Consider the following 22,677-nt stretch of genomic DNA (forward strand, 5'->3'; position numbering starts at 1 on the left):
AATATTTAGCGATTCTCTTAAATATTTGAAAATCATGTTATACTAATGGTACATTTTTGATCCCTTCAGATGGAGTGGAATACGTTGAAACTTATTCAATGGATTGCTTCAAGCCTCAGACTTAAATTACTCAGCATGTTCATCATCCTCAGTTCTGTGCCACTGATCGTGGTTGGATTGATTTCTTACCACAAATCCTATACGGTCGTTTCCAATCATAACAAGGCCTCTACGCAACTGGTCGCTGACCAGCTCGCCAGAAACATCGACATCATGTTTGAAGATACGGAACGGCTGTTAGAGCTGGGCAAGAATCCGCAAGTGCTTCAGTATTTGTACTCTCAATCGGAGTCCTATCCAGAAGCCAAAGCGATCCTTCAGACGTACAATCTCTATCGGGAAACATACAAATACGACAAGGTACTCAATATCTCGTTCGTTAATTTCTATGGGAAAGGCATAAGTGAACGAAAAGGGGTTTTTAAGCTGGAACGAAATCCGCTTCGTAATCCTTATTTTCAGTATCTGGTGCAGTACCCGGATGCCATTCTGCGAATTCCTCATTCTGCACCATCCGCAGAAAATAACAGACTTGATGGGTTTGCTTACCCTAAACAGAATGCGCTTTCAATTATTGCCACAGTCAAAGAGCGAATTACCCATGAGGTCATCGGGTTTATTGTGATTGATTTGAATGATTCGTTCATTGATGACTTTTTGACGAATACCATCATTAAGAATTCCGGCTTTTTCTATATCAATGATCAACACGGAACCACTCTTTTCAGGCCGGCCGCTAACCCGACATCCAGTACAATTATAGATCAGATCAGATCGGTACCCTTACATTTACAGCACGGCAGCTTCATTCTGTCCGCAAAATCGAAGCCTCAGTTTGTCGTATACAGCACCTCGAACCAGACCGGATGGAAAATTATCGGGGTTGCTCCTTTTCATGAGATCATTGCGGAGGCTAATGGCATTCGGCAATTGATCATCATCAGTGTTTTATTAAGCGCATTCTTTGCGATATCTTTATATTTTTTCCTTAATAATCGACTTATTCTTCCCATCCAGGTTCTTATGAACAAGATGCGTAAAGCTGCAAACGGTTACCTGGAAGCCAAGGTCACACCAACCGGCTCGGACGAAATCGCTGATTTGGGCAAGAGTTTCAATATTATGCTGGAGAAGATCAAGACGCTGATCGAAAAGAGTATTAGAGAAAATGAACAGGTAAAAATAGCCGAATTACGTACGCTACAAGCTCAGATCAACCCGCATTTTCTATACAACACGTTGGAATCCATTATATGGATGGCCGAAGCAGAGAAAAAAGCAAGTGTAATCAAGCTTGTACAGGCACTTTCGAAGTTTTTTCGTTTGAGTCTGAACAAAGGTTTTGACTGGGTATCCATCAAAACCGAGCTTGAACATGCACAGAATTATCTGGTCATTCAACAAATGAGGTACCACGATATTCTGAACTACGAAATTAGGGTAGACGGCGAGCTTCAGGATTATCCCATCTTGAAAATGACACTGCAGCCCCTAGTTGAAAACGCCATTTACCATGGCATCAAGAACAAACGTGGCCAAGGACTAATTTCAATACAGGGATATCTGGAGGGTACAGACATCATTCTAACCGTGCAAGACAACGGAATTGGTATGCCTGCTGGTCGATTGGCACAATTACGTGAAGAGCTGGAAAAGCCGGTAGGCTGCCGTTCAACCAAGGATGGCGAGCAAGAAGGCGGATTTGGTCTGCTCAATGTGCATCACCGGATTCGGCTCTATTTCGGACAATCTTATGGCGTTGAAATGGAAAGTACATATATGGAGGGTAGCAAGTTTATGATTCGTATCCCAAAAAGAAAGGGGGAGCTAACCGTTGAAAAAGGTGATGATCGTAGATGACGAAATCGGGATCAGAGAAAATATACGCAACTGCGTTGATTGGGAAAAGGAAGGTTTTCATTATTGCGGGGATGCACCCGATGGAGAGCTTGCTTTACCCTTAATTGATGAATGGGCTCCGGATATTCTGATTACTGACATCAAAATGCCATTCATGAATGGTTTAGAACTTACCTCCATCGTACGCACACAAAAGCCAGATATCAAAATCATTATCATGAGCGGTCATGATGAATTCAGCTATGCCCAGGAGGCGATCAGGCTCGGTGTTACCGATTACTGTCTGAAGCCAATTAGCGCTGCAGAACTCATTCAGATCCTTCATAAGGTCAGCCAGAAAATAGATGAAGAACAACAACGAATGACAAGCCAAACGATAACCAAAGAAAAACTGCTTGCCGATTTGTGTGGAGGACTCATCTGTACGACCGATGCGATTGAATCAGCCAAACGACTCTCTCTATCTCTCTCTGCCAGGTTCTACACGATTGCCATTCTTGATGTGCAGCCAAGAGAAGCTTCTCAAGATTCGGAATCACGAATGAACAAGATACTTCACATACTGGAGGAAGCGCGTGACCCCCACGTAGAACTTCTCCCCTATATTCGAAGCCGGACAGAATTGGTTCTTCTTCTCAAATGCAGTTCTGACGACAGCATATCCATTTATTTGGAGCAGCTCAGAGGTCAGGTTCGATTGGAACTTGAACATGAGTTCAAATGCAACATCATCCTGGGCATTGGCAGCACTCAGGAGCGTCTGCAGGGTATCCATATCTCGTATTTGGAAGCGGACGAAGACAAATATATTACCCGTCTCACCCATCAGAACAAAGCCTCACTCCGTGAGATAAACCTTGATGAGAAAATGAACCTTTTTCTGGACAGGAATCGCTTTCTTGAATTTCTGAAAATCGGCAGTCCTAGCGAGCGTGACCATTTTGTGCGAGAGTTTGCTGCTCCATTGCAGTCCATCGACTGGAAGTCCTCCTTATATGGCTTTTATTTGTTGAATGATCTTACCTTGGAGTCGTTTCGCATGGCCAGTCAACTATTCCGAATGGGTGCCCATTCAGATGAGAACATTACATGCCTGCAGCAGACGATCCAACAAATTACGTGCTGGGAAGAATGTGTCCAATACCTGTGTTCTCTACTCAACCAATTATGGCAGAGAAGAGCAGAGTCCTCTGGAAAATACAGTGACGTCATTGATCAGGTTAAAGCATATGTATCACACCAATATAATAACGATCAGGTTTCGTTAAAGACGATTTCTGCGCATGTTAGAATCAGCCCAAGTCATCTAAGCAAAATTTTCAGCCAGGAAACCGGTCAAACCATAACAGAGTATCTAACCCAAATCAGAATCGGGAAAGCCAAGGAACTGCTGAAAACAACCAGCAACAAGACCTTTGAGATTGCTTATAAAGTTGGTTACAACGATTCTCACTATTTTTCTAATATATTCAAGAAAACAACAGGTTTTACGCCAAGAGAATACCGGGCTCAAGGATCTGAGGAACTCCAGGTCAGACCATTAAACAAGCAAAAAGAGCCCATATATGAATAAAGTCAAATCTGTACTCTTACTCAAACTCATGCTTCTCCTTCCAATGGTTATTACATCCGATTATTCAGTCCATATGAAGCTGAAGCAGCAGGCTGTAATAATTAATGTAACTACCTCCGTTGAGAAATCTACAAATGATAAAACATTCGGTATTATTTATCCGATGACGTATCCAACGTATGAAATGATTACTATGGATGCAACGAAGTCTGCTGGCAAACACAATATCACGTTAATGGTAAATGCCCCGGATGAAGCAAATACAGAACAACAAATTCGTATCATGGAGAACATGATCAAACAAAATGTGGATGGAATTGCCATTTCGCCTGTAGACGCTACTGCACTAACGCCGGTAATTAATAAAGCACAAGCTGCAGGTATTCCTGTAATCACATTTGAATCGGATGCCCCATCCAGCAATCGAACAGCTTATGTGGGTGCCGATAACTATCGTACTGGCCGTCAGTTCGCGATGACGACAACGAGGCTGCTAAATAATCAAGGCATGATTCTTGTCGAGAATGGCTTAGAGGAGATGCATGGCTTGCAGCAGCGGCTAAACGGGTTTGTTGACTATATCCGTAATGAAACAGCCATTGAAATATTGGAGGTTCATTATAATCAAGGGAACGAAGATCAAGCCATGACTGATATGGAGAACATGATTGATGCTCACCCTCACTTTAACGCGATCATAGGACTAGATTTCGTTTCTGTTTCTGCCTCTACATTGATCTGGAAAGCAAAAGGCCTAAAGCGGCATTTGATCGCTCTCGGTGACAGCCCAACCAGTGAAAATGGGCTGCTTAATGGTCAACTGTCGGCCGTTATTTCGCAGAATGAGGGCGTATGGGGAGCCAAGATGATTGAAACCTTGTTACTTGCAAGCGAAGGCCTGTCTGTGGAGGAATTAATAGATACGGGAATAACTGAATTAAATCAGCAAGTGATATCTCCCAGTAAAAGGGATGAGAATGAATCCGATGGTGATTTTTTGTCCATTTTCAATTTCAAATAATCAAGCATTTCGTTTATGTACATCAAACCCACCCATTGCTAATAATCTTTATTAATGTTATACGAATTAACCCCGGTATTGAGTCAGCGTTCAACGGCCACTCACTACCGGGGTTTTAAAAATTATATTCTATAAAACGACTCCTCTACCTAACTCACCGCGTAAAATCATGCTGCCCAATCGTAAGCAACGTTGGTCTGCTTTTACTCCACAATGACGTCGCTATCTTCGGATTGTAATAATAAAGTGCTCCGTGTGTCGGATCAGTACCATTCAAGGCTTTACGAGCTGCCTGGTAGGAAGTCTGGGTTGGCTTGGTATTAAACTGTCCATCGTCTATGGCTGTGAACTGCCCTTTTTGGAAAATTACTTTCGGGATTGAAGAAGGGAATGCATTGGAATGCACTCGGTTCAAGACAACCGCGCCTACAGCGACCTGTCCTTCAAAGGATTCTCCGCGCGCTTCCCCGTGAATCAGCTTCGCGAGCTGGCGCAGTGTATTACCTTGGGCTGCAACTTTCTTGTTCAGTCTGTTCAGTGTTGCTGGACCTGCAATCCCATCCGCACTCAGCCCCTGAGCCTGTTGGAACTTACGGACGGCGCCTTTGGTAATAGAACCGTAATATCCGGTCAATCCAGCTTTAAAATACCCCAGTTCGCTTAATTGCTCCTGCAATTGAAGCACATGTTCACCGCGAACGCCCTGCTCCAGTTTCTGTGCTCCGGCAGACGGAGCTGCCATCGTAAGTCCGAGAGCCATCGCGAAGGCACCGAGAAGCACGCTGACTCGTCCTGCTCTTTTGCCAGCCTTTCTCCCCCTGCGATGGGTGACTTTCCGGCTGACGGTAATAGGTTCCATGTGGTCAGTGCTTGCATGCAGATCAAGCCTCTCATTCCCGCGATCTAATCTAAACTCTTCATCATGGCTGTAGAGATAGCTCGTCATCTTCATCTCTTTCATCTCTTTCATCTCGTTAACAGGAGTAAGATCAATGACATCAAATCTCCCGTTTATCTCATTCATCCTATCGCTGCCATTATAGCTGTACATCACATTTATTCCGACATTCTCAATCACACGTATCCGTTCACACACGCTATTCTGTCCACTCTTCATTTGCTTTTCATTCATTTTATTCTTCTCATTCATCATATTCTTTGCATTCATTTCACACGTTTGATCCATTTCAAGTTTGTTCTTCATCATTCCATTAACCTCCACTTTTCTGAATCCAGATCCCACTTCTTCCCCCTGAATCCTCACGGCCCTACATCCCGAGTGTCATTATAGGATATAGAAAAAGTGACGTCTATCGGACCGATGGCGCAGGCGAAAATCCACTCTAAACACAGCAAAAAGAGACATGAGCCCATGGTCACGCCATAGTCATGCCTCTTCTTGTATCAACCTTCTGCCGCTTATCCACCCCGTTATAGTCGTAGGCAGGCAGACCCGCACAAAAGTTGCGTTGTATTTATTGACATTTATTCGGCCAGTTCCAGACCCTTGGTTTCCCGGCCCAGGAACAGCACAGCCGCAGCGCCAATGAGGATGGTCACGAAGAATATCGTGAAAATTAGGCTGATTGCGACTTCACGCTGAACCAGCATACCAACCATTAATGGAGCAAGCACGCCCCCAATCCGGCCTACCGATGTAGCAAGACCCACACCTGTTGAACGAACGGAAGTGGGGTACAATTCCGGACTGTATGCGTACAGACCGCCCCAAGCTCCCAGATTGAAGAAGGAAAGACAGATACCTGCGGTCAGGATCGTCGCTTCCGTTGTTGCCAGTCCAAAAGCAATCGCACTTACTGCTGTCAATGTAAGATAAACGACAAGTACAAATTTGCGGCCAAACCGCTCAATGAAGTACGCCGCTGTGAAGTAACCTGGCAGCTGTGCGATCGTCATAATCAGCACGTACTGGAAGCTTTTGACCAGCGTAAAGCCTTTTGCCATAACAACCGACGGCAACCACAGGAACATGCCATAATAAGAGAAAATGACGGTAAACCACAAGATCCAGAGCATCAACGTTGTGCGGCGATGAGGTGCCGACCAGACCGTGGCTACCTTTTCGCGGAACGTGATTTTCTTAATCTTGGTATTGTTCTTGTAACGAGGCGGGTCCTGAATGGCACGGCGCAGATACAGCGCATAGAACGCTGGAACGGCACCAATGGCAAAAGCAATTCTCCAGCCATATTCCGGGATAACAAAGTTGGCAATGAGTGCCGATACAATCCAGCCACCTGCCCAGAAACTCTCCAGCAGTACAACTGCACGTCCACGTTCTGCTGTAGGCATCGACTCCGATACCAATGTAGATGCAACGGGCAGCTCCCCGCCGAGGCCGATACCGGCAATCAGACGCAGTACACACAATACGGCGAATCCGGTCGCCAATGCTGACAGGCCACTAGCAATCGTAAATACCAGTAGGGTCCACATCAAAATGGCCTTTCGGCCGAAACGGTCCGCAAGTGCCCCCGCAAGCAATGCACCGAGCGCCATACCGATGGAGTTGATACTCGTAAGCACCCCGACTTGTCCCGGACTGAGACTCCATTCCTTGGCGAGTGCAGCCACGATGAAGGAAATCATGCCGACTTCCATGGCATCAAACAGCCAGCTCATGCCGGCACTGAACAGCAGCTTGCGCTGCTTGGGATTCCGCAATACTTCCAGTTTGCTCATGTCCTATAGCTCCCTTGATCTCTATGTAGTCATTCTGACACTAAACCATTATTATGCAGAATGATCCAGAAATCAATGTAAAATACGCATATCCGTTGATCTTCTACCTATTCCTTACCCCTTGAGTGAACCCGCTGTCAAACCTGCTACAAAATAACGCTGGAGCAGAATGAACAGCACGATCATCGGAATGGCTGTAACCAGCACACCGGTGAGCATCATCGGATAGTTCGTCACGTATTCCCCACGGAACTGCATGAGTGCGAGTGGTAACGTTAGCTTGGATTTACTGCTGAGCATCAGCATCGGAATAAGCAGATCATTCCACACCATAACGAGCAGGAACGTGGCTGTAGCTGCCAGAGAAGGTGCGGCGAGTGGTAGGGCAATCCGTGTATAGAGCCTCCACTCGCTTGCTCCATCCATACTGCCCGCTTCCAGTATTTCCGCATTCAGCATACGCATGAAGCCCGTAAGCATAAATACGGAGACCGGCATTAGCATCGCTGCTGATACTACTATGAGTCCTGTCAGACTGTCCGACCATCCGAGCGTACGTGTCAGAGAATAGATCGGCAGCATGCTCACTTGGGAAGGAACGATCAGACCTGCAACGAACAAAGCAAACACAATTTTGCCCACACTGCCACCCCAGCGAACAATGGCATAAGCAATCATGCTGCTGAGCAACAACTCAATCGCAACGGTACCCAGCGTTACGACCAGACTGTTCCCGAAATACTGCCACATCGGCTGGTTGCGGAACATGCCAGTGAGATTGTCCCATGTAAACGGGTCCGGCCAGCTAAATGGACTGATGAAGAAGTTGCTGCTCGTTTTGAACGATGACACAAATACAAAGTACAGCGGCACAAGAATTAACAGGGCGTACACCAATAGGATCAGTCGATTGAACCATTTTAAAACCATAGGAACCCCCTCCCTTCTTCTTTAAGTCTTTTAGGTCTGCTCAGGCATCGTTCTCATTCAAGTTTTCTGCCCTAAAGTCATTTCAACGTAATGAAATCCAGAACTCGTTCAATAATTCGTTTAACAATTAGAATACTCACGACTCACCTATTCACGAACATATCAATCCGTCCAATCGTTAATAGCTTACCCGGTCGGCACGCAGCGCCTTGAACTGCAATAACGTCAACAAAGCGAGCAGAACCAGGAAAATCATCGAACCCGCAGAGGCGAGGCCAAATGAGTAGCTGCCAAAGGCGGTATGATAGATATATGTCGTCAAAATTTCAGTAGCGTAGTTCGGGCCTCCGTCCGTCATGGTGAAAATGAGGTCAAACGCCTTAAACGATTGAATCGTCGTATAGGCAACAACAATCGTTGCCGAAGGTGCAAGCAGCGGCCAGGTCACGGTACGGAATACCTGCCATTTGCTGCCGCCATCCATACGTGCTGCTTCATACAGCTCTGCCGGAATGCCTTGCAGACCTGCGATAAACACGATCATCATTTGCCCGGCATGTGCCCAGACCTGTACCGCGGCAATCGAGTAGATGGCGATCTTCGGATCACCAATCCAGTTGTGGGCCATGCTCCCCATACCTGCCTCGTTCAATCCATAGTTAATCAGCCCGATCGAAGGATCATACATAAATGCCCAGATCAGACCCACCGATACGGAGGACAGAATCGCAGGCAGAAAATAGAGCGCCCGGAGTGCAATGCGTGTCTTGGTGTTGCGTACCAGGAGCAGCGCCAGAACAAGTGAAATAAACGTTTGCGCAATGACAACCGTTAACATGAACTCCACGTTGTTGCCAAAGGCTTTGCGGAATACGATGCTGCTGAGACTGTCCTTGTAATTATCCAGCCCTACAAATGCATACGACGGGGATACCCCGTCCCAATCCGTAAAGGAGTAGAACAGCCCCGTCAATGTAGGAAATACGAACAGTGCAACGTACAGCAGCAACCCGGGTAACAGAAACAGGGATAGCTGAATACGGTTCTTCATCGTTTATTTCCCGATATGCTGATCAATGATCGCCTGTGCCTGCTGCGCTGCTTCTTCAGGAGAAGTGCCGCTCAGCACAGCCTGAATGGAGTTCGTCACTGCTTTCTGATTATCTCCATTCAGGATGGTAAACCGTGGCTGGAACACGGTCTTTTTGCTCGCCCAATCTCCCGCAACCTGAAGCTCAGGTGTATCGTACTTCACATCATTTACCGTTACATTCTGTCCCGTCTGGTTGGCATATTCACCAGCCACCTCCGGATTGCTCAGGAATTCAATGAACTTCTTCGCTTCTTCCGGGTGTTTGGACTTACTGTTCACCGCGAGCATAAATGTCGTGGTATGAACACCTTCATACTTCGCCTGATCTGCACTTACGGTAATCGGTGCAAGCAGCTTTTGCTCCAGATTCGGATTTTGCTGTTTGTTCTGAGCGAGTTGATACGATCCACTTGCGAGCATCGCTGCTTTTTCCTGAATAAACAGCGCTCCCGCTGCCGGGTCTTTCGTGCCCAGTGCGTCCTGCTGGAAGTATCCTTTGTCGTTCAGTTCTTTGATCTGAGTTAATGTTTTCACCCAGAACTCATCCGTCAGTTTGGCTTCGCCAGCTTCCACTTTGGTAAAAATGTCGTCACTCGGCGCATTGTTCATCACCATCGTATTCATGAATTGGCCCGGACCAATGTCCGCTCCAGCAAAGGCAATCGGAATAATGCCATTGTCTTTCAGCGTCTGGCAGAGTGCCAGGAAGCCTTCCCAATCCGTCGGTGGTGTCAATCCATATTTTTCGAACAGCTTCACATTATAGATTGGATCGTTGTATACGAGTTGATAAGGGATTGCATATTGCTTCCCATCGTGCTGGCCTGCTTCAATTAACTTAGGATTGTATGCAGACAGAAACGACGATCCAGTCAGATCGGTGAACAATCCGGCTTTGGTGAAGGCTTCGAACTGTGCACCAGGGAAGGAAGCAAATACATCCCCAACTGAACCATCACTGATTTTGGATTGTACAGTGGATTGATATTGGTCCGAAGGAAGAGTCTGCATTTCCACATGGATGTTCGGATTTTCCTTTTCAAACGCATCAATCGTCTTGTTCAGTGCTTCCACATCCTCTCCACGCCAGTGCATGAAGCTGATTGTTACTTTGCCCGAACCGGAGGAATCGCTCCCTCCTGATGCCGCGTTATCCCCGCCGCCGCAGGCAGACAGCAGGATGGACATCACCAGCATACTGACTAGGGGCAGGATATATTTTTGTTTTTTTCTCATGAAAGAAGACCTCCTGAAGGATGTTATATAAGTTAAACAATGATTTTACACTGAACCACTACGCGGTCAGAACCATCTTCCAATCGCTGCTATCCCCAGATTTTTTTTAAATCACTTAATTAAAGTGGAAATCCGGGGATAGCGTGTGCTTCCGATGCAGCTTTCTTCCAGAAAGCTTTCAGGCGAGATGATGCTTACGAAGTAGCTTTCTTTCAGAAAGCTTTTAGCTTCGCTTCTTCACGTTATTTCTGTCCTCTCCGTTTTCGTATAAAAAGATTAGTTGAACTTATTTAGTTGGTAGTAACTGAATGCTTCTTCTGTCTTGTTTTCCACTTCTCACGAATAATGGGCATAACCGTACGGCCGAAAATTTCGGCTTCTTCCAGATGCGGATAACCGGACAGAATGAAAGTCGTCACGCCCAGATCTCCATATTCCATCAATCGTTCTGCGACCTGTTCTGCTGTACCCACAATGAGGATGGCACCGCCAGAACGTACAACGGACAAACCTGTCCACAGGTTTGGACCTACGACGAACTGCTGCTTCTCGGACAGTTCCCGCAGCTCATTCTGCCTGCGTTGGTTGGTTGCATCCGTCTCTGCGAAGGCTGCTTTGGCTTTTTCGATGGCCTCTGGTGGTACTTTGCTAATAATCTCCCAAGCCGCCGCCCATGCTTCTTCTTCCGTATCCCGGATGAGTACCTGTGCCCGCATGCCGTAACGCAACTGGCGATCTTGTCCGGTTTCCTCTTTGATCTGTTCGCGAATGACTTCAATTTCTTCGATCTGCTCCTGAATCCAGTCATGCGGCTCGCCCCACATGAGGAATGTATCTGCGTGTTCAACAGCGACCCGTTTCGCAATCGGTGAACTTCCACCCAGGTAAAACGGCGGATACGGTTTTTGCACCGTTTCAGGCATGCCTACCGGACCTTTAAAATTGTAATACTTACCGTTAAACTCCGAATTATCTTCGGATGCTTCCTCATTCGATTGAGCACCACTTCCGGCAAACTCGGTCAGATTGAGCCCGGCCGATTGTGTCCATGAACGCTTCATCACTTCCATGTACTCGCTCGCCCGTTCATAACGTTCATCGTGAGCATGAGCCAGTGGATCTCCCAGTTCCTCCAAATCCCGAACCGAACTGCCTGTCACCACATTGATCATGGCACGACCACCAGACAGTTGATCCAGTGCAGCTCCCATACGCGCCGCCAATACAGGGGTGACCAGACCTGGACGAATGGCGACAAGCGGACGCAGTGTTTTCGTGTGACTCATAACAGCCGAACCCACAACCCACGCATCCAGACAGGCTCCCCCTGTCGGAATCAATACAAATTCAAAACCTGCCGTCTCCGCTGTCTGCGCCACTTGAATCAAATAATCCAGGCTCGGCTCCCGCTCCGGGGCAACCCCCACATACTTTCCGTCTCCTGCTGTAGGCAAAAACCAACCAAACTTCATCTCTTCCTGTTCGCTCACGCAAGTCAATCCCTTCTATGAATAAATAAAGTCTCATGTTAAAAATAAGATCGGTGTTGTGCAACATGGCCGTTCCGGGTACGAATCGTTCTTTCGATCGCTGTTATCTCCAGATTTTTTTGATTCACTTTTCCAAGGGGAAAATCCGGAGATAAAGGCGAACACTGCGTTTCTTCCAGAATCGATTTCGTCCCCTCCACTACGTTCGCACTCGTTAAACCTTATTTTTAAAGTGCGCCTAATTTCTAATCAATTTATAAGTACGTACACTCCCAAATGCCGATAAAATAACTTGGTTTAATAGGTATGGACATCATAACAATTGATTTGTCTGTGATCAATGTCATTTCGCGGTAATTTCATTTTGTCATTTTGTGGTGAATTCACAGGAATAGGTCTTCTCGATCTTGAATATTTACAAAACCCACCTGTATAATAGGTTATAAGAGAAACTTTCAGAGATTACAAACTATACTTATATTAAAGAGGTGTTCCTGATGATCGAGAGCATGAAGGAGGACCACCACGAGTTTTTGGATATTATTTTTTTTACTCCGTCTGAATTCGAGAAAGCCGGTGGAGCATGGCCGATTCGAATCGGTCGTAATATAGCCAAGAGCAACTATCATATCGGCCCGCGAACGACGCCTTTTCATTATTTAATTTTTGTTCTGGAGGGCGAGGGTACTTTCATACAGAACGGACATCGGTACTCCCTCCGTGCCCGTGATGCTTTCTGCCTGTATCCACAGGTTACCCATGAATATTGGTCCGACCCGAAGGAATCTTTGCACAAAATTTTCATTGCCTTTGATGGAAAACATGCAGCTGAACTTCTGACACGAATCGGGCTTACCCCGGACACGCCGCATCGCTCAGGTGTACTTACCCCAGAGACGGCAAGTGGCATGCGTGCTTTTATGGAAGAGGTTCGCAAACCTCAGGGAGGCGCAAGCGACCTGGGACGACTTACTCGTTTTCTCGGATTGTTTGACCGAATTGCCAAATCTCCCGCTACCCGAGTGCTTCAACCAGACTCTGCCACACCATGGCTGCAAAAGGGGAAGGAGTACATGGATATTCACTTTGCTGGCGGCATTACTGTGGAAGGTGTATCTTCACACGCAGGCGTGGATCGGACCCATTTTACCAAACAATTCCGCAAAGCCTACGGCCTGTCTCCTGTCCAGTACATTCAACGTCTCAAAATGAATCAGGCCAAACGGCTGCTTGTTCAGACCCCGTTAACGTTAACTGAAGTTGCGCACTCGGTGGGTTACCCCGACCTGTTCTCCTTCTCCAAAGCGTTCAAAAAGCAGGTCGGTCTGCCACCCAACCGCTATCGAACGGCCGAGAACAACAAAAGCTGATTTGCCCGCAAACCATGCGTACCCTAAGCAAACCCAAACAAAAAGGCAAGCCTCCTTGACCGGAGACTTGCCTTTTCCTCATGACATATGACAGTGCTCTTTCTGTAAACGGCATACACCTATTATAAACACCCGCTACTTCTTCTCCTCGCTCTTTCGAGCCAGCGGAATTCCGTTTTCCTTTGCATACCATGCTTCATAATGATGCACTGCGACACCTGCAAAGGAGGAATGAGAAGCGCCGAGATCAAACACTTTCTTCATTTCTTCGTCCATATTGGTGATGGATTTGCTGAAAAAAGTTAGATGATCGCCCTCATGCGTGTCTGCCAGTTCGGCTCCAACCCATACTTTCTTGCCAAGCTCATCCGCTTCGTCCAGCTCTTCCTTGGACAGATCATACATCTGCTGACCACGATCCCGATAAGCCATGATGGCTACCGCATCAAAGTGATCAATCACCCAACGGCTGAATGTACCTCCGCCTTCTGCCGACTCGCGTGCATCCAGCCAGAAAGGGATTGCGGCGCTCATGTAAAGTCCGGCATCTTTACCAGCTTGAGTCCATGCCTTCATGTTGTCGCTCCACTCCGCAATAACGCTATTCTGCTCGTTCTCCCAGCGTTTTAGCTGATAAGGCTCCACATCCAGCTGAATTCCCTCAAAGCGTTCATTTTTGGCCGAAGCTGCATTATATGCCCGTACTTTTTCAATAAACGCAAGTCCCTCTTCCCGCTTCTCCGTATAGGCCCAGTCTGCATGACCGTTAAGGGCATGTACGTCAATCTCAGCCTGTCGTGCAGCCGCGATGAATTTGCGGTAAGTCGCATCGGGTACCTCATCCTGAATTTGCAGGAAAATGGTATCCACACCCTGCGCTTTGGAGAAGGATATAATCTCAGGCGTCTGCTCTGCAATAATGGAAGCGTCCCACAGCCAGGTCGCTTTGTGTTCCTCATGTGAAAACCATTTAAGTAGCCAGGGCAGAAGAAGCAGGCAGAACAGCAGGGCCAAGATGGCCCATTTTGCCTTCACCGTCAGTTTGCCCCACTTGTTCGTTAGATTCCTCAGACGAGCAACGCTTCACTTGGCTCCAGCACAGGGTGCTGTACCGAGTGACCAATCTTGTAAATGTGCGGATGTGTATACGTTTTGAACGCATTACGTGTATCCAGAATCGGCACACCCATCTCGGCAATATCAAAGTAAGGCAAATCGCTGTGGTTGGTGATCAGCACGATGCAATCGTACTTCTTGAACTGCTCCAGATTGAACGTTTCGCTATATACTGTCTCGCCATGTTTGTCCCGGAACGATTCAGCATGTGGATCATAATAGCTGACATTGGCTCCACCTTCCTTGAACAGTTCATAGACTTCCAGTCCTGGAGATTCACGCAGATCGGCAATATTCGGTTTGTACGACATACCAAGCAACAGAATGTTGGATTTACGTACCGATTTCGCATACTCATTCAGAATGGTTGATGTTTTGTTCAGTACATAATATGGCATATTGTCATTGGTGGATTGCGCCAGCTCAATAAATTTGCTGTAGAAACGGAATCCTTTGGCCTTCCAGGACAGGTACATCGGATCAAGCGGAATGCAGTGACCGCCGATGCCAGGGCCCGGATAGAAAGGCATGAAGCCAAACGGCTTCGTCGCAGCTGCATCGATAACTTCCCAGATATCAATGCCCATACGGTCACACATCATGGCCATTTCATTAACAAAGGCAATGTTTACGCTGCGGAACGTATTTTCAAGCAGTTTGGACATTTCAGCCACTTTGGGTGAAGATACAGGTACAACTGTTTCAACATATTTGCTGTACAACGCTGTTCCCAGCTTGAGGCAAGCTTCCGTTGTGCCCCCGATGACTTTTGGTGTATTAAAAGTAGTGAATCGCCCGTTGGACGGGTCCACACGTTCAGGCGAGAAGCACAGGAAGTAGTCTTTGCCTGCTTCATGTCCGATTTTGTCCAGCTCATCCTGGATCAGCTCTTCGGTTGTACCCGGATAAGTGGTGCTCTCCAGTGTAATCAGCATGCCTGGTTTCATGTGCAGTTTAATCTGATCCACAACCGTCTCGATATAAGACGTATCCGGGTCCTGATTTTCACTGAGCGGTGTAGGTACGCAGATGCTCAACGCGTCAATCACGCGAAGCATGCTGTAATCCGTTGTAGGCTGAAAGCGGCCGCTTTGCATTACTTTTTTCAATTCATCGGACGAAATATCGTGAATATAGGAATCTCCCTGATAAATGCTCTCCACTTTCGATGCATCCAGATCAATCCCGATTACCGTGAAACCCTGATTGACCATTTCCACCGCAAGTGGTAATCCTACGTAACCGAGCCCGACCACGCCGAGCACCGCTTCTTTATTTTCGATCGCATTCAGTAATGTGTGGAATTGTTGATTCTCCATGATATTCCCTCCGGGCAGTGTATTTTTTTGGTTGATTGACGAATCCATTTGATAGATGTTTGTCTGTAGATGTACTTATTTGGCTGATAAAAATGAATGAAGGCTATCTACTTCTCTTGGCTTTGCTATTGGTTGCGTTTAGTGCAGGCAGCGCCTGATTCGGGCATCCAGCTCCACAGGTGAGAACGGTTTGGTCATATAATCATCGACTCCGCTGCGGAAGCATTGGCTGATCGTTTGTTCCACACGTTGTTCGGTCAATACGACGATTTTGGGCGGCTGCTCCACATCCAGGTTCTGAATATGTTGAATGAACGGCAGGCCATCAATGCCATACAGGTTCAATTCGGTCAGCACCAGGTCAGGCGTGAGTTTCTCAATCAGTTCCAGTGCAGCCAGTCCATCCACCGCTTCATAAGTTTCATACCCCTGCATCTTCAGACGCAATTGCAGAAACTCGCGTACCGTCGGATCGTTATCCACAATCAAAATTCGTTCCGGCTCGTCTGCCGTCTTGTCCAGCGTGTAGATATGAATCTCCGACGGGTCTACCAGCTTGGCGGACTCAGCCATATGTTGAATGGTTGCCTTTGAAGGACGCTCACCTGCCGGGAAACTTGCCAGCGTAATTTGCGGATCGGCACCAGGTACCGTCTCCTGCAATTCATGCTTGATGCGAAGCCCCTCATAATGAACCTCATCCAGTGTCAACCCTGGCAGCAGGACAGCAATCGCCTGTGTGGCTCCATCCTGCCAGACCTGGAAGGCAGACTCACTGGTCTGCTCCAGATATGTCCTGACCTGCTGCTCCGGCTGAGACTGCCCTGCACAATGGATGAACATTAAGCCGCATGTTTCGGCACCCGTTTCTTTCAATCCCTGTTCTACACTGCGGTACACATTAACGGCAGCCTCACGCTGCAATGTCGCCGTATTTGGCATGTTCTTTTCCACCCTTCTCCCTCGGTTATCTATACAAGTCCAACTAATGGGTATTTACACTGACACTTCGATGACAGAACAACCTTCCGATCGCTGTTATCCCCAGATTTTTTTGATTCCTTTTGAAAAGGTTAAATCCGGGGATAGCGTATGCTTCCGATGTAGCTTTCTTGTAGAAAGCATGTAGCTTCGCTTCTTCAGGTTATTTCTGTCCTCTCCGTTCTCGTGTAAATGTTTAGTTGAACATCTATATTGTTTCTGCTGTATTACTTTAATTACGCTGTGCTTAAGCCGCCTCGCTTGTCTTCTCTTCCTCGGACCAGCTTTGGCGTGTCATGGTACCCCATGAGTTGTTGTTTTGCATGAACTGGATATGCCCCTGCAATCTCCACAGTACGCCGAGCTGATGATAGCCGACGAATTTCAGAGCGGAGTAGAACAGCATTTTGACCAGATCCGATAGCTTGTTATACCGCTTGAATGCAATTTCCTCGAGCACAAGTGCTCCCACACTCAGCAGATAACCACTCACCACGTTGAGCAATCCAAACAGAAGAAGTATCGGCCACTGGGTCATATCCATCAGTACATATCCCGTGAGAGCGAGAAGTCCGGTAATGCGGAAATACGGGTTCAACGCTTCAAAAAGGATGTTGTACGGCATGGTCAGCATGCCCATGACTTTATATTTCGGGTTGAACAACATGCCGCGATTCTCGATCATGTTCTTCAGATTTCCACGTCCCCAGCGCTTGCGCTGACTGGACAAGATCCGGTAGGAATCCGGCGCCTGCGTCCAGCACACGGCTTCAGGGCAGAAAGCTACGCGGTATTTCAATTTGTTCTCCAGCATATAACGGTGAAGCTTGATGATAATGTTCATGTCTTCACCCGGATAACCGTCCCGGTATCCCCCAACCGCAATAACCGCATCCTTGCGGAACATGCCGAAGGCACCCGAGACGATGATCAGACCATTCATGTGACTCCAACCGATCCGTCCGCCGAGAAAGGCTTTGAGATACTCGATGGACTGGAACATTGGCCAAATCTTGCGAGGCAGTGAAACGTCCTGCACTGCTCCATTCTCGATTTTGCAGCCGTTGGCTATCCGTACATCCCCGCCAATAGCAACCGTCTCTTCCGGATTCTCCATATACATGCGAGCCATACGAATCAGGGCATCCTTCTCCAGCAAAGAGTCGGCATCGATGGAAGAAATCAACGGATAATGAGACAGGTTGATCCCGGCATTGAGGGAATCGGCCTTCCCGCCGTTTTCCTTGTCAATGACATACAGGTCGGGGAATTCCGGATTGTGGTAGATCCCGCGAATTTTCTGACAGGAAATCTTGCCCCGAATCTTCGTGTTGGGTACCGGCTTCAGACGGTATTCTTCCAACAACACCTTTAAGGTGGTATCGCTGGAACCATCATTCACCACGATGACTTCATACGTTGGATAATTCAGCGTCATCAGGCAGTTCACATTTTCAATAATCGTCAGTTCCTCGTTGTATGCAGGCACCAGCAAGGAAACCGATGGTACCAGCTCCGAGCCTGACAACGTATTGTATTTGGAATAATGCGAACGCCTGAAGATTGTCCAAATGTTACGGAATGATAAGGCCAGAATCGAAAAGTAAAGCGTATTTACGGCAACGACATAATAGATTGCAACCATGCCGTAGATTAATAGTAGATCTCTAAGCAGTGTAATCCCCTCCTACCGCAGCCACACCTGTACGTTTCTTGCTTGTTGTCCGGTTCCCACGTACGGGACCGAAGTACCGATCATACAGCAGCCTTTTTTTGTTATGTGCAATCATCTGGTCAACGGCTTTGTGGTCTGTTCCTGAGTGCTGCATCGTACTCTCAATCTGCTGCATTGCAATTTCCCGTTCAGCACCTGTGCCCTCCACAGCGGCTTGACACAAGGCTTCAAATCCCGGTTCGCCCAGCTTGCCCAGGCTCTCCGCACTGTTATAGCGTACGCCCCAATCTTCATCACGCAGCGCTTTGCGCAGCAGTGGAATGCTGCCTGACGCATGTTTCGAACCGAGCGCCTGCACCACTTCGGCACGCACCTCCGGGTCCGAATCCTGCATGAGCTTCAGAATGGTTTCGTCCTGAAGTGCCGGACTTGCGCTAAGGTACAGCTTCACCGCTTCTGCCCGTACATCCTGATGTTCTGCACCAACGAGTCTGTCGAGTGCAGGCATCACTTCCGGCACAGCTTGTCCCCACATCGCAACCAGTCCCACTTTGACAAAGTCAGGATTGCGATCTTCCAGCAACTCAATCAGAATTCTGCTTGGTTCCAGACTGGTTTCGAGCAAAATATCTGCTGCCAGATGATGAATCGATTTTCCTTTGGTCAGCAGCAGCGCGAGCATGTCTTTCAGTTCACCCTGACGGATCGTACATCTTGCGATCGAACGACCAATCATAATCGCCATCGGACCAGGCTTCTCATCCTTAAGCAATTCCATCAAGCCTGGAACGGCCTCCGGACAACGCATGCCGCCCAATCGATAAGCTGCATCAATCTGGCGTCCATAACGAATACGACTCAGTTCCTTCAGATCATGCTCTACAAATCCGGCTTCACGGCAGAGTACAATCAATTTGTTGCGATACTCGCCCTTGAACTGATCAATCCATTCAATAAGCTTGCTCTGGATGACCCGACGCTCCAGCGGGGCCAGCTTCCCAGGTGGCAATTTCAATGGACTGTCCTCTGTCAACGCCGTTTGCAGATACGTAAAGTAGTCACGCTGCTTTAATTTATAAAACTCAATCTTGCGCCGTTTGCCGTTGTGGGACATTTTCATGGCAAACAGCAGGATTACACCTACAACGACGAGCGCCGTACAGATGTATAGAAATAGATAAGCCAAAGCCAAATTCGGAAACATGTGAAAAGGTCCTCCTTTATACTCATTTATTCGGTCTGAAAACTTGGAATTTGTTCATACCGTTTCTTCATTTCCTCGTAGCTCAGTTTCAGTCGTTCACTGTACTGTACCTGCTCCCAGGGCTGCCAGCTGTATATAGGCAATGTCTTCACATCCAGTGTCTTCTGTTCACCGCCAGGCCAAGAGATATTTCCGGTAGAACGATCCTTTAGCCACGGAACCAGGGTGACGCCCTTAACTGCGACCGTTTCGAATTCCCGTCCACCTTTCAGCGCTCCGTACTTGATCGCTTGCAGTGAACTTGGGTCACCGAATCCAAGCAGCATCCATGGAATACGCATCTCAACCTGATTACCGTTATATTGCCAGGCGGTTAACGAATCGGTATCGGATTGATCTGGAGCTGTCGTTCCGCGTTTCAATGTACCGACCTGCTCATTCATGAACGGTTGGGCGGACCGGGTATCCGGTGGGGTCATCCGCAGGCTGACTGCCAGGTTCCATGGATGGAATGGATCTGCCGCATTCTCTTGCTCCTCGGTCAGCATCCCGTAACCGTCCTTGCCATAGAGGCGCTGGTTAAAGTCATAGTCCTTGGCGATCTCCACTTGTGATTCATCATCCTGCCCCAATGTAATCACCGTTTCGAGTCCATCACTCAGCGTTCGATCCGGAAGTCTCGTACCCGGCTGATTCCCACCATCCAGCGTATCCGTTCCGATGCGCAGCAAGGTCTGGTCCGGGTCAAAAGGTTGATCCAGCGTCATGCCAATGTACAGGTAGGCTTCATCATGGGTGATTTTCATTTCCTTGATGCCGTCTACCTTACCTTGCCAGATGGTGACCTCTTCCTTCTTCAGCGCATTCCAGTCATCCAGTTTCCCGTCGATGGTCAGCTGTTCCTGCTTACCGGGGTCCATGGCGAGCAGACCGAACATCTTCTCATTCGTCAGCACGTTCAGCCAGTAGGCCCGCCGATCAGCTGGAATTTCCAGCGGCATCGTGTTCCAGGTTTTTTTGAACCACTCATCCTGCCACATGAACAAAATCGCTCCCGCATACCCCTCATCATAAATATCCTGAGTCAGCGATGCGTCGATCTCGCCCTGCTCGGCCTCGTTATGTCCGCCCTGATCCCGACCCCCCATACCCAGATGGGAGATCCCAAGCGAAGACGGTACACCATACTCTGTAATCATTACAGGCATATCGGAAAACTCGGCTTTGAGCTTGCGCAGATAACTTTTGTACGTGTTGTACTCGCCGTTCTCATCCTTGATGGTCTGGAGTGTCTGGTCCGTATGGAACAAGTCCGGGTAATAAGGGTACACATGGTATGCGGCAAAATATCCGCCCTGCCACTCTTCCGGTTGAATATGTCGCGCATCCACACTCACCAAATCCTCTTCGAACAGCGGCTCGCCCGGATGATCCAGCACATCGGTGGTTACCCAATTGGTGAAGGTCATCGGATGCTCCCATCCGTATTTCTTCTCCAACACGGCTGTGTAGTCCAGCAGCTCTGCCAGCCAATTTTCGAACGGTGATGCATCCTGCGTCCCGGAAAAATGAACGCCTTTGTACTGCGGCACGTCGGGGTGACTCTCATTCGTGTTGTTCACCATCGAAGGGTCCCATTCGGTCCCCACATGCCAAGCCATTAGATATTTCCCGGCATTCGTCTTGTATTTGCCGCTTGACTCTCCCGGTTTATCGGGAATGTCCGCATCCCCATATACAGCCGATACCGCCTTTTCAATCTCCTGCTTGAACGTCTGCTCAATATGGTCAGCATAGGCATCCTGCTTCTCGATCAACTCTTCTTCCGGCGACCATATGCCCTGTATAAAATATAACGGTTGCTCCCGGCCACGGTTATACTCAACCAATGCGTTGTAAAAAACCGGCTCATGTACCGTGTACACCCGGATGACATTGGCCCCCAGATCCTCAATCTGCTGGAACCACTTCAAGTAATCCTCTTTGGTCAACGGAAACTCGCCCGGGTAATGTCCTGGTGATGTCGCGCCCAGGTTCACACCTTTCACGAACATCTCCCGCCATGCGCCATCGGGTCCATATTCCATGAACCGGTCTCCATCGGTCTTGAACTTCATCTCCGTGCCATTGTCCGCTGTGTACGTAACGAGCTGGGGCTGCATATAGTGCCATCCGGCAAATATTCCGCCTGTCACTATGGCCGCTCCTGCAAACATCGTTAGCAACCAGCGTCTACGTCTTCGTCTGCTCATGGCTCTTAATTGCTCACCTCTCTAGTATGCATCCTGCTTCATCTGCGGATCTTAAATGACATGAAGGTCTGCGGGTAATCCCGCATCGGATGTCCGCTTTGGGTAGAGATGTCAGCGGTGTAGTTCTCACTATAGCTCTAAGACTCTGCATTTGTAACTAGGCTGATGGAAGCAAACGTGAACTGCAACATTCTGCCCATAATTCGTAAAATGCGCCATCAACTAGCATCCAGGAGTCCTTCTTGCTCTTATGTTCCATGGACACGAATATATGCCACTTTAACCGTCCGTTTGAGGTTCTTCCAGGCTTGCACATCTCTACCCGTTATTGTTATATGCAACGCGGATTGCGAGATCTGTTTCCGCTTGAACGCTTACCCCATTAAACGCTAATGATATTTTAAAGTTGCGGACATTTTTACAGTATTAACCATAAAGATTACAAAATTGATACTATAGTCCGATAACGTATCCTTGAAAACCCGCGCCCTATCAAGGTTTTCTGAAAAGTGCAGAAAATGAAAAAAGGACATCAGTCCCCCCCTATAGGACTGTGCCCATCTATATTACTTTTACACAAAGCCCAATGAACACCCGGTCATCACCCGGAAGTCACGGATCTCTTACATGAAATGTAAAAAAATACATCTTATTTCCTAAATTTTGACTCTATTAGGTCCATCCAATATTTGTGTCCAAATTGCAAAATAATTCCGGTTGCCGCATCTGACATTGTCGGATATGCTTATAAAACAAGAACACTTGTTCCATACTGTAAATAAACTGTAAAATAA

17 protein-coding genes are annotated in these 22,677 nt (G+C 47.7%); 5 read left to right on the forward strand and 12 right to left on the reverse strand.

The genetic code is table 11. The features are described from left to right. The first annotated feature begins 84 nt into the window (after nucleotides 1-84). From MKY42_RS22125 to MKY42_RS22135, 3 genes are read left to right on the forward strand one after another with little or no spacing between them, the layout of a single operon-like run. Nucleotides 85-1,920, forward strand: a complete 1,836-nt coding sequence (locus MKY42_RS22125; RefSeq protein ID WP_339844708.1) for a sensor histidine kinase — start codon at nucleotides 85-87, stop codon at nucleotides 1,918-1,920. Continuing rightward, nucleotides 1,904-3,493: a response regulator gene (locus MKY42_RS22130; RefSeq protein ID WP_339853030.1), complete on the forward strand. Its 1,590-nt coding sequence runs from the start codon at nucleotides 1,904-1,906 to the stop codon at nucleotides 3,491-3,493. Before MKY42_RS22125 ends, MKY42_RS22130 begins: the two co-directional genes overlap by 17 nt. Continuing rightward, complete coding sequence (locus tag MKY42_RS22135; protein WP_109998600.1) at nucleotides 3,486-4,514, forward strand: substrate-binding domain-containing protein; 1,029 nt, start codon at nucleotides 3,486-3,488, stop codon at nucleotides 4,512-4,514. The genes MKY42_RS22130 and MKY42_RS22135 overlap by 8 nt, the downstream gene beginning before the upstream one ends. 154 nt (nucleotides 4,515-4,668) lie before the next feature. Here the strand turns inward: MKY42_RS22135 and MKY42_RS22140 are convergent, their stop codons facing one another. The 6 genes from MKY42_RS22140 to MKY42_RS22165 all read right to left on the reverse strand — a co-directional run bounded on the left by MKY42_RS22140 (nucleotide 4,669) and on the right by MKY42_RS22165 (nucleotide 11,948). After that, entirely contained in the window at nucleotides 4,669-5,721 is a 1,053-nt protein-coding gene (locus MKY42_RS22140) for a cell wall hydrolase (RefSeq protein ID WP_339844712.1), read from the reverse strand. A 278-nt stretch (nucleotides 5,722-5,999) separates the two neighbouring features. Then, nucleotides 6,000-7,217, reverse strand: a complete 1,218-nt coding sequence (locus MKY42_RS22145) for an MFS transporter (RefSeq protein ID WP_076288250.1) — start codon at nucleotides 7,215-7,217, stop codon at nucleotides 6,000-6,002. A 114-nt stretch (nucleotides 7,218-7,331) separates the two neighbouring features. Further along, complete coding sequence (locus MKY42_RS22150) at nucleotides 7,332-8,147, reverse strand: carbohydrate ABC transporter permease (protein WP_063565626.1); 816 nt, start codon at nucleotides 8,145-8,147, stop codon at nucleotides 7,332-7,334. Nucleotides 8,148-8,325: 178 nt separating this feature from the next. Further along, the gene (locus MKY42_RS22155) at nucleotides 8,326-9,198 is read right to left on the reverse strand and encodes a sugar ABC transporter permease (RefSeq protein WP_175383100.1); all 873 of its coding nucleotides are present in this window, start codon (nucleotides 9,196-9,198) and stop codon (nucleotides 8,326-8,328) included. Nucleotides 9,199-9,201: 3 nt separating this feature from the next. After that, complete coding sequence (locus MKY42_RS22160) at nucleotides 9,202-10,476, reverse strand: extracellular solute-binding protein (protein ID WP_090900979.1); 1,275 nt, start codon at nucleotides 10,474-10,476, stop codon at nucleotides 9,202-9,204. Between the two features lie 290 nt (nucleotides 10,477-10,766). Further along, nucleotides 10,767-11,948, reverse strand: coding sequence for an LLM class flavin-dependent oxidoreductase (locus MKY42_RS22165; RefSeq protein WP_179265836.1), 1,182 nt, complete (start codon nucleotides 11,946-11,948; stop codon nucleotides 10,767-10,769). A gap of 515 nt (nucleotides 11,949-12,463) precedes the next feature. Between MKY42_RS22165 and MKY42_RS22170 the strand changes: the two genes are divergently transcribed. After that, complete coding sequence (locus MKY42_RS22170; RefSeq protein ID WP_090900982.1) at nucleotides 12,464-13,336, forward strand: AraC family transcriptional regulator; 873 nt, start codon at nucleotides 12,464-12,466, stop codon at nucleotides 13,334-13,336. A gap of 135 nt (nucleotides 13,337-13,471) precedes the next feature. On the opposite strand, the gene MKY42_RS22175 is transcribed toward MKY42_RS22170, so the two are convergent. From MKY42_RS22175 to MKY42_RS22200, 6 genes are all read right to left on the reverse strand, one after another. Beyond that, nucleotides 13,472-14,371: a hypothetical protein gene (locus MKY42_RS22175; protein WP_339844723.1), complete on the reverse strand. Its 900-nt coding sequence runs from the start codon at nucleotides 14,369-14,371 to the stop codon at nucleotides 13,472-13,474. Between the two features lie 32 nt (nucleotides 14,372-14,403). Next, entirely contained in the window at nucleotides 14,404-15,771 is a 1,368-nt protein-coding gene (locus tag MKY42_RS22180) for a nucleotide sugar dehydrogenase (RefSeq protein WP_090900989.1), read from the reverse strand. A 138-nt stretch (nucleotides 15,772-15,909) separates the two neighbouring features. Continuing rightward, a complete protein-coding gene (locus tag MKY42_RS22185; protein WP_090900992.1) occupies nucleotides 15,910-16,713 on the reverse strand; it encodes a response regulator in 804 nt (267 codons plus the stop codon). Between the two features lie 286 nt (nucleotides 16,714-16,999). Continuing rightward, nucleotides 17,000-18,397, reverse strand: coding sequence for a glycosyltransferase (locus MKY42_RS22190; RefSeq protein WP_177185755.1), 1,398 nt, complete (start codon nucleotides 18,395-18,397; stop codon nucleotides 17,000-17,002). 22 nt (nucleotides 18,398-18,419) lie between these two features. Continuing rightward, nucleotides 18,420-19,631, reverse strand: a complete 1,212-nt coding sequence (locus tag MKY42_RS22195; RefSeq protein ID WP_339844728.1) for a HEAT repeat domain-containing protein — start codon at nucleotides 19,629-19,631, stop codon at nucleotides 18,420-18,422. 26 nt (nucleotides 19,632-19,657) lie between these two features. Continuing rightward, a complete protein-coding gene (locus MKY42_RS22200; RefSeq protein ID WP_339844731.1) occupies nucleotides 19,658-21,883 on the reverse strand; it encodes a hypothetical protein in 2,226 nt (741 codons plus the stop codon). A 257-nt stretch (nucleotides 21,884-22,140) separates the two neighbouring features. Between MKY42_RS22200 and MKY42_RS22205 the strand changes: the two genes are divergently transcribed. Beyond that, nucleotides 22,141-22,269 carry a hypothetical protein gene (locus MKY42_RS22205; RefSeq protein ID WP_339844734.1) on the forward strand — a complete coding sequence of 43 codons (129 nt, stop codon included), beginning with the start codon at nucleotides 22,141-22,143 and terminating at the stop codon, nucleotides 22,267-22,269. Nucleotides 22,270-22,677 lie beyond the last annotated feature (408 nt).

It is taken from the genome of Paenibacillus sp. FSL W7-1088 (assembly GCF_037969855.1).
Lineage (GTDB): Bacteria > Bacillota > Bacilli > Paenibacillales > Paenibacillaceae > Paenibacillus.

What these genes read in the sequence shown, in the direction of transcription:
- MKY42_RS22135 (WP_109998600.1), top strand. Translation starts at nt 3,486, where the DNA reads ATGAATAAAGTCAAATCTGTACTCTTACTCAAACTCATGCTTCTCCTT.
- MKY42_RS22140 (WP_339844712.1), bottom strand. Translation starts at nt 5,721, where the DNA reads ATGATGAAGAACAAACTTGAAATGGATCAAACGTGTGAAATGAATGCA.
- MKY42_RS22145 (WP_076288250.1), bottom strand. Translation starts at nt 7,217, where the DNA reads ATGAGCAAACTGGAAGTATTGCGGAATCCCAAGCAGCGCAAGCTGCTG.
- MKY42_RS22150 (WP_063565626.1), bottom strand. Translation starts at nt 8,147, where the DNA reads ATGGTTTTAAAATGGTTCAATCGACTGATCCTATTGGTGTACGCCCTG.
- MKY42_RS22155 (WP_175383100.1), bottom strand. Translation starts at nt 9,198, where the DNA reads ATGAAGAACCGTATTCAGCTATCCCTGTTTCTGTTACCCGGGTTGCTG.
- MKY42_RS22160 (WP_090900979.1), bottom strand. Translation starts at nt 10,476, where the DNA reads ATGAGAAAAAAACAAAAATATATCCTGCCCCTAGTCAGTATGCTGGTG.
- MKY42_RS22165 (WP_179265836.1), bottom strand. Translation starts at nt 11,948, where the DNA reads ATGAAGTTTGGTTGGTTTTTGCCTACAGCAGGAGACGGAAAGTATGTG.
- MKY42_RS22170 (WP_090900982.1), top strand. Translation starts at nt 12,464, where the DNA reads ATGATCGAGAGCATGAAGGAGGACCACCACGAGTTTTTGGATATTATT.
- MKY42_RS22180 (WP_090900989.1), bottom strand. Translation starts at nt 15,771, where the DNA reads ATGGAGAATCAACAATTCCACACATTACTGAATGCGATCGAAAATAAA.
- MKY42_RS22185 (WP_090900992.1), bottom strand. Translation starts at nt 16,713, where the DNA reads ATGCCAAATACGGCGACATTGCAGCGTGAGGCTGCCGTTAATGTGTAC.
- MKY42_RS22190 (WP_177185755.1), bottom strand. Translation starts at nt 18,397, where the DNA reads ATGGTTGCAATCTATTATGTCGTTGCCGTAAATACGCTTTACTTTTCG.
- MKY42_RS22195 (WP_339844728.1), bottom strand. Translation starts at nt 19,631, where the DNA reads ATGTTTCCGAATTTGGCTTTGGCTTATCTATTTCTATACATCTGTACG.
- MKY42_RS22200 (WP_339844731.1), bottom strand. Translation starts at nt 21,883, where the DNA reads ATGAGCAGACGAAGACGTAGACGCTGGTTGCTAACGATGTTTGCAGGA.
- MKY42_RS22205 (WP_339844734.1), top strand. Translation starts at nt 22,141, where the DNA reads ATGGACACGAATATATGCCACTTTAACCGTCCGTTTGAGGTTCTTCCA.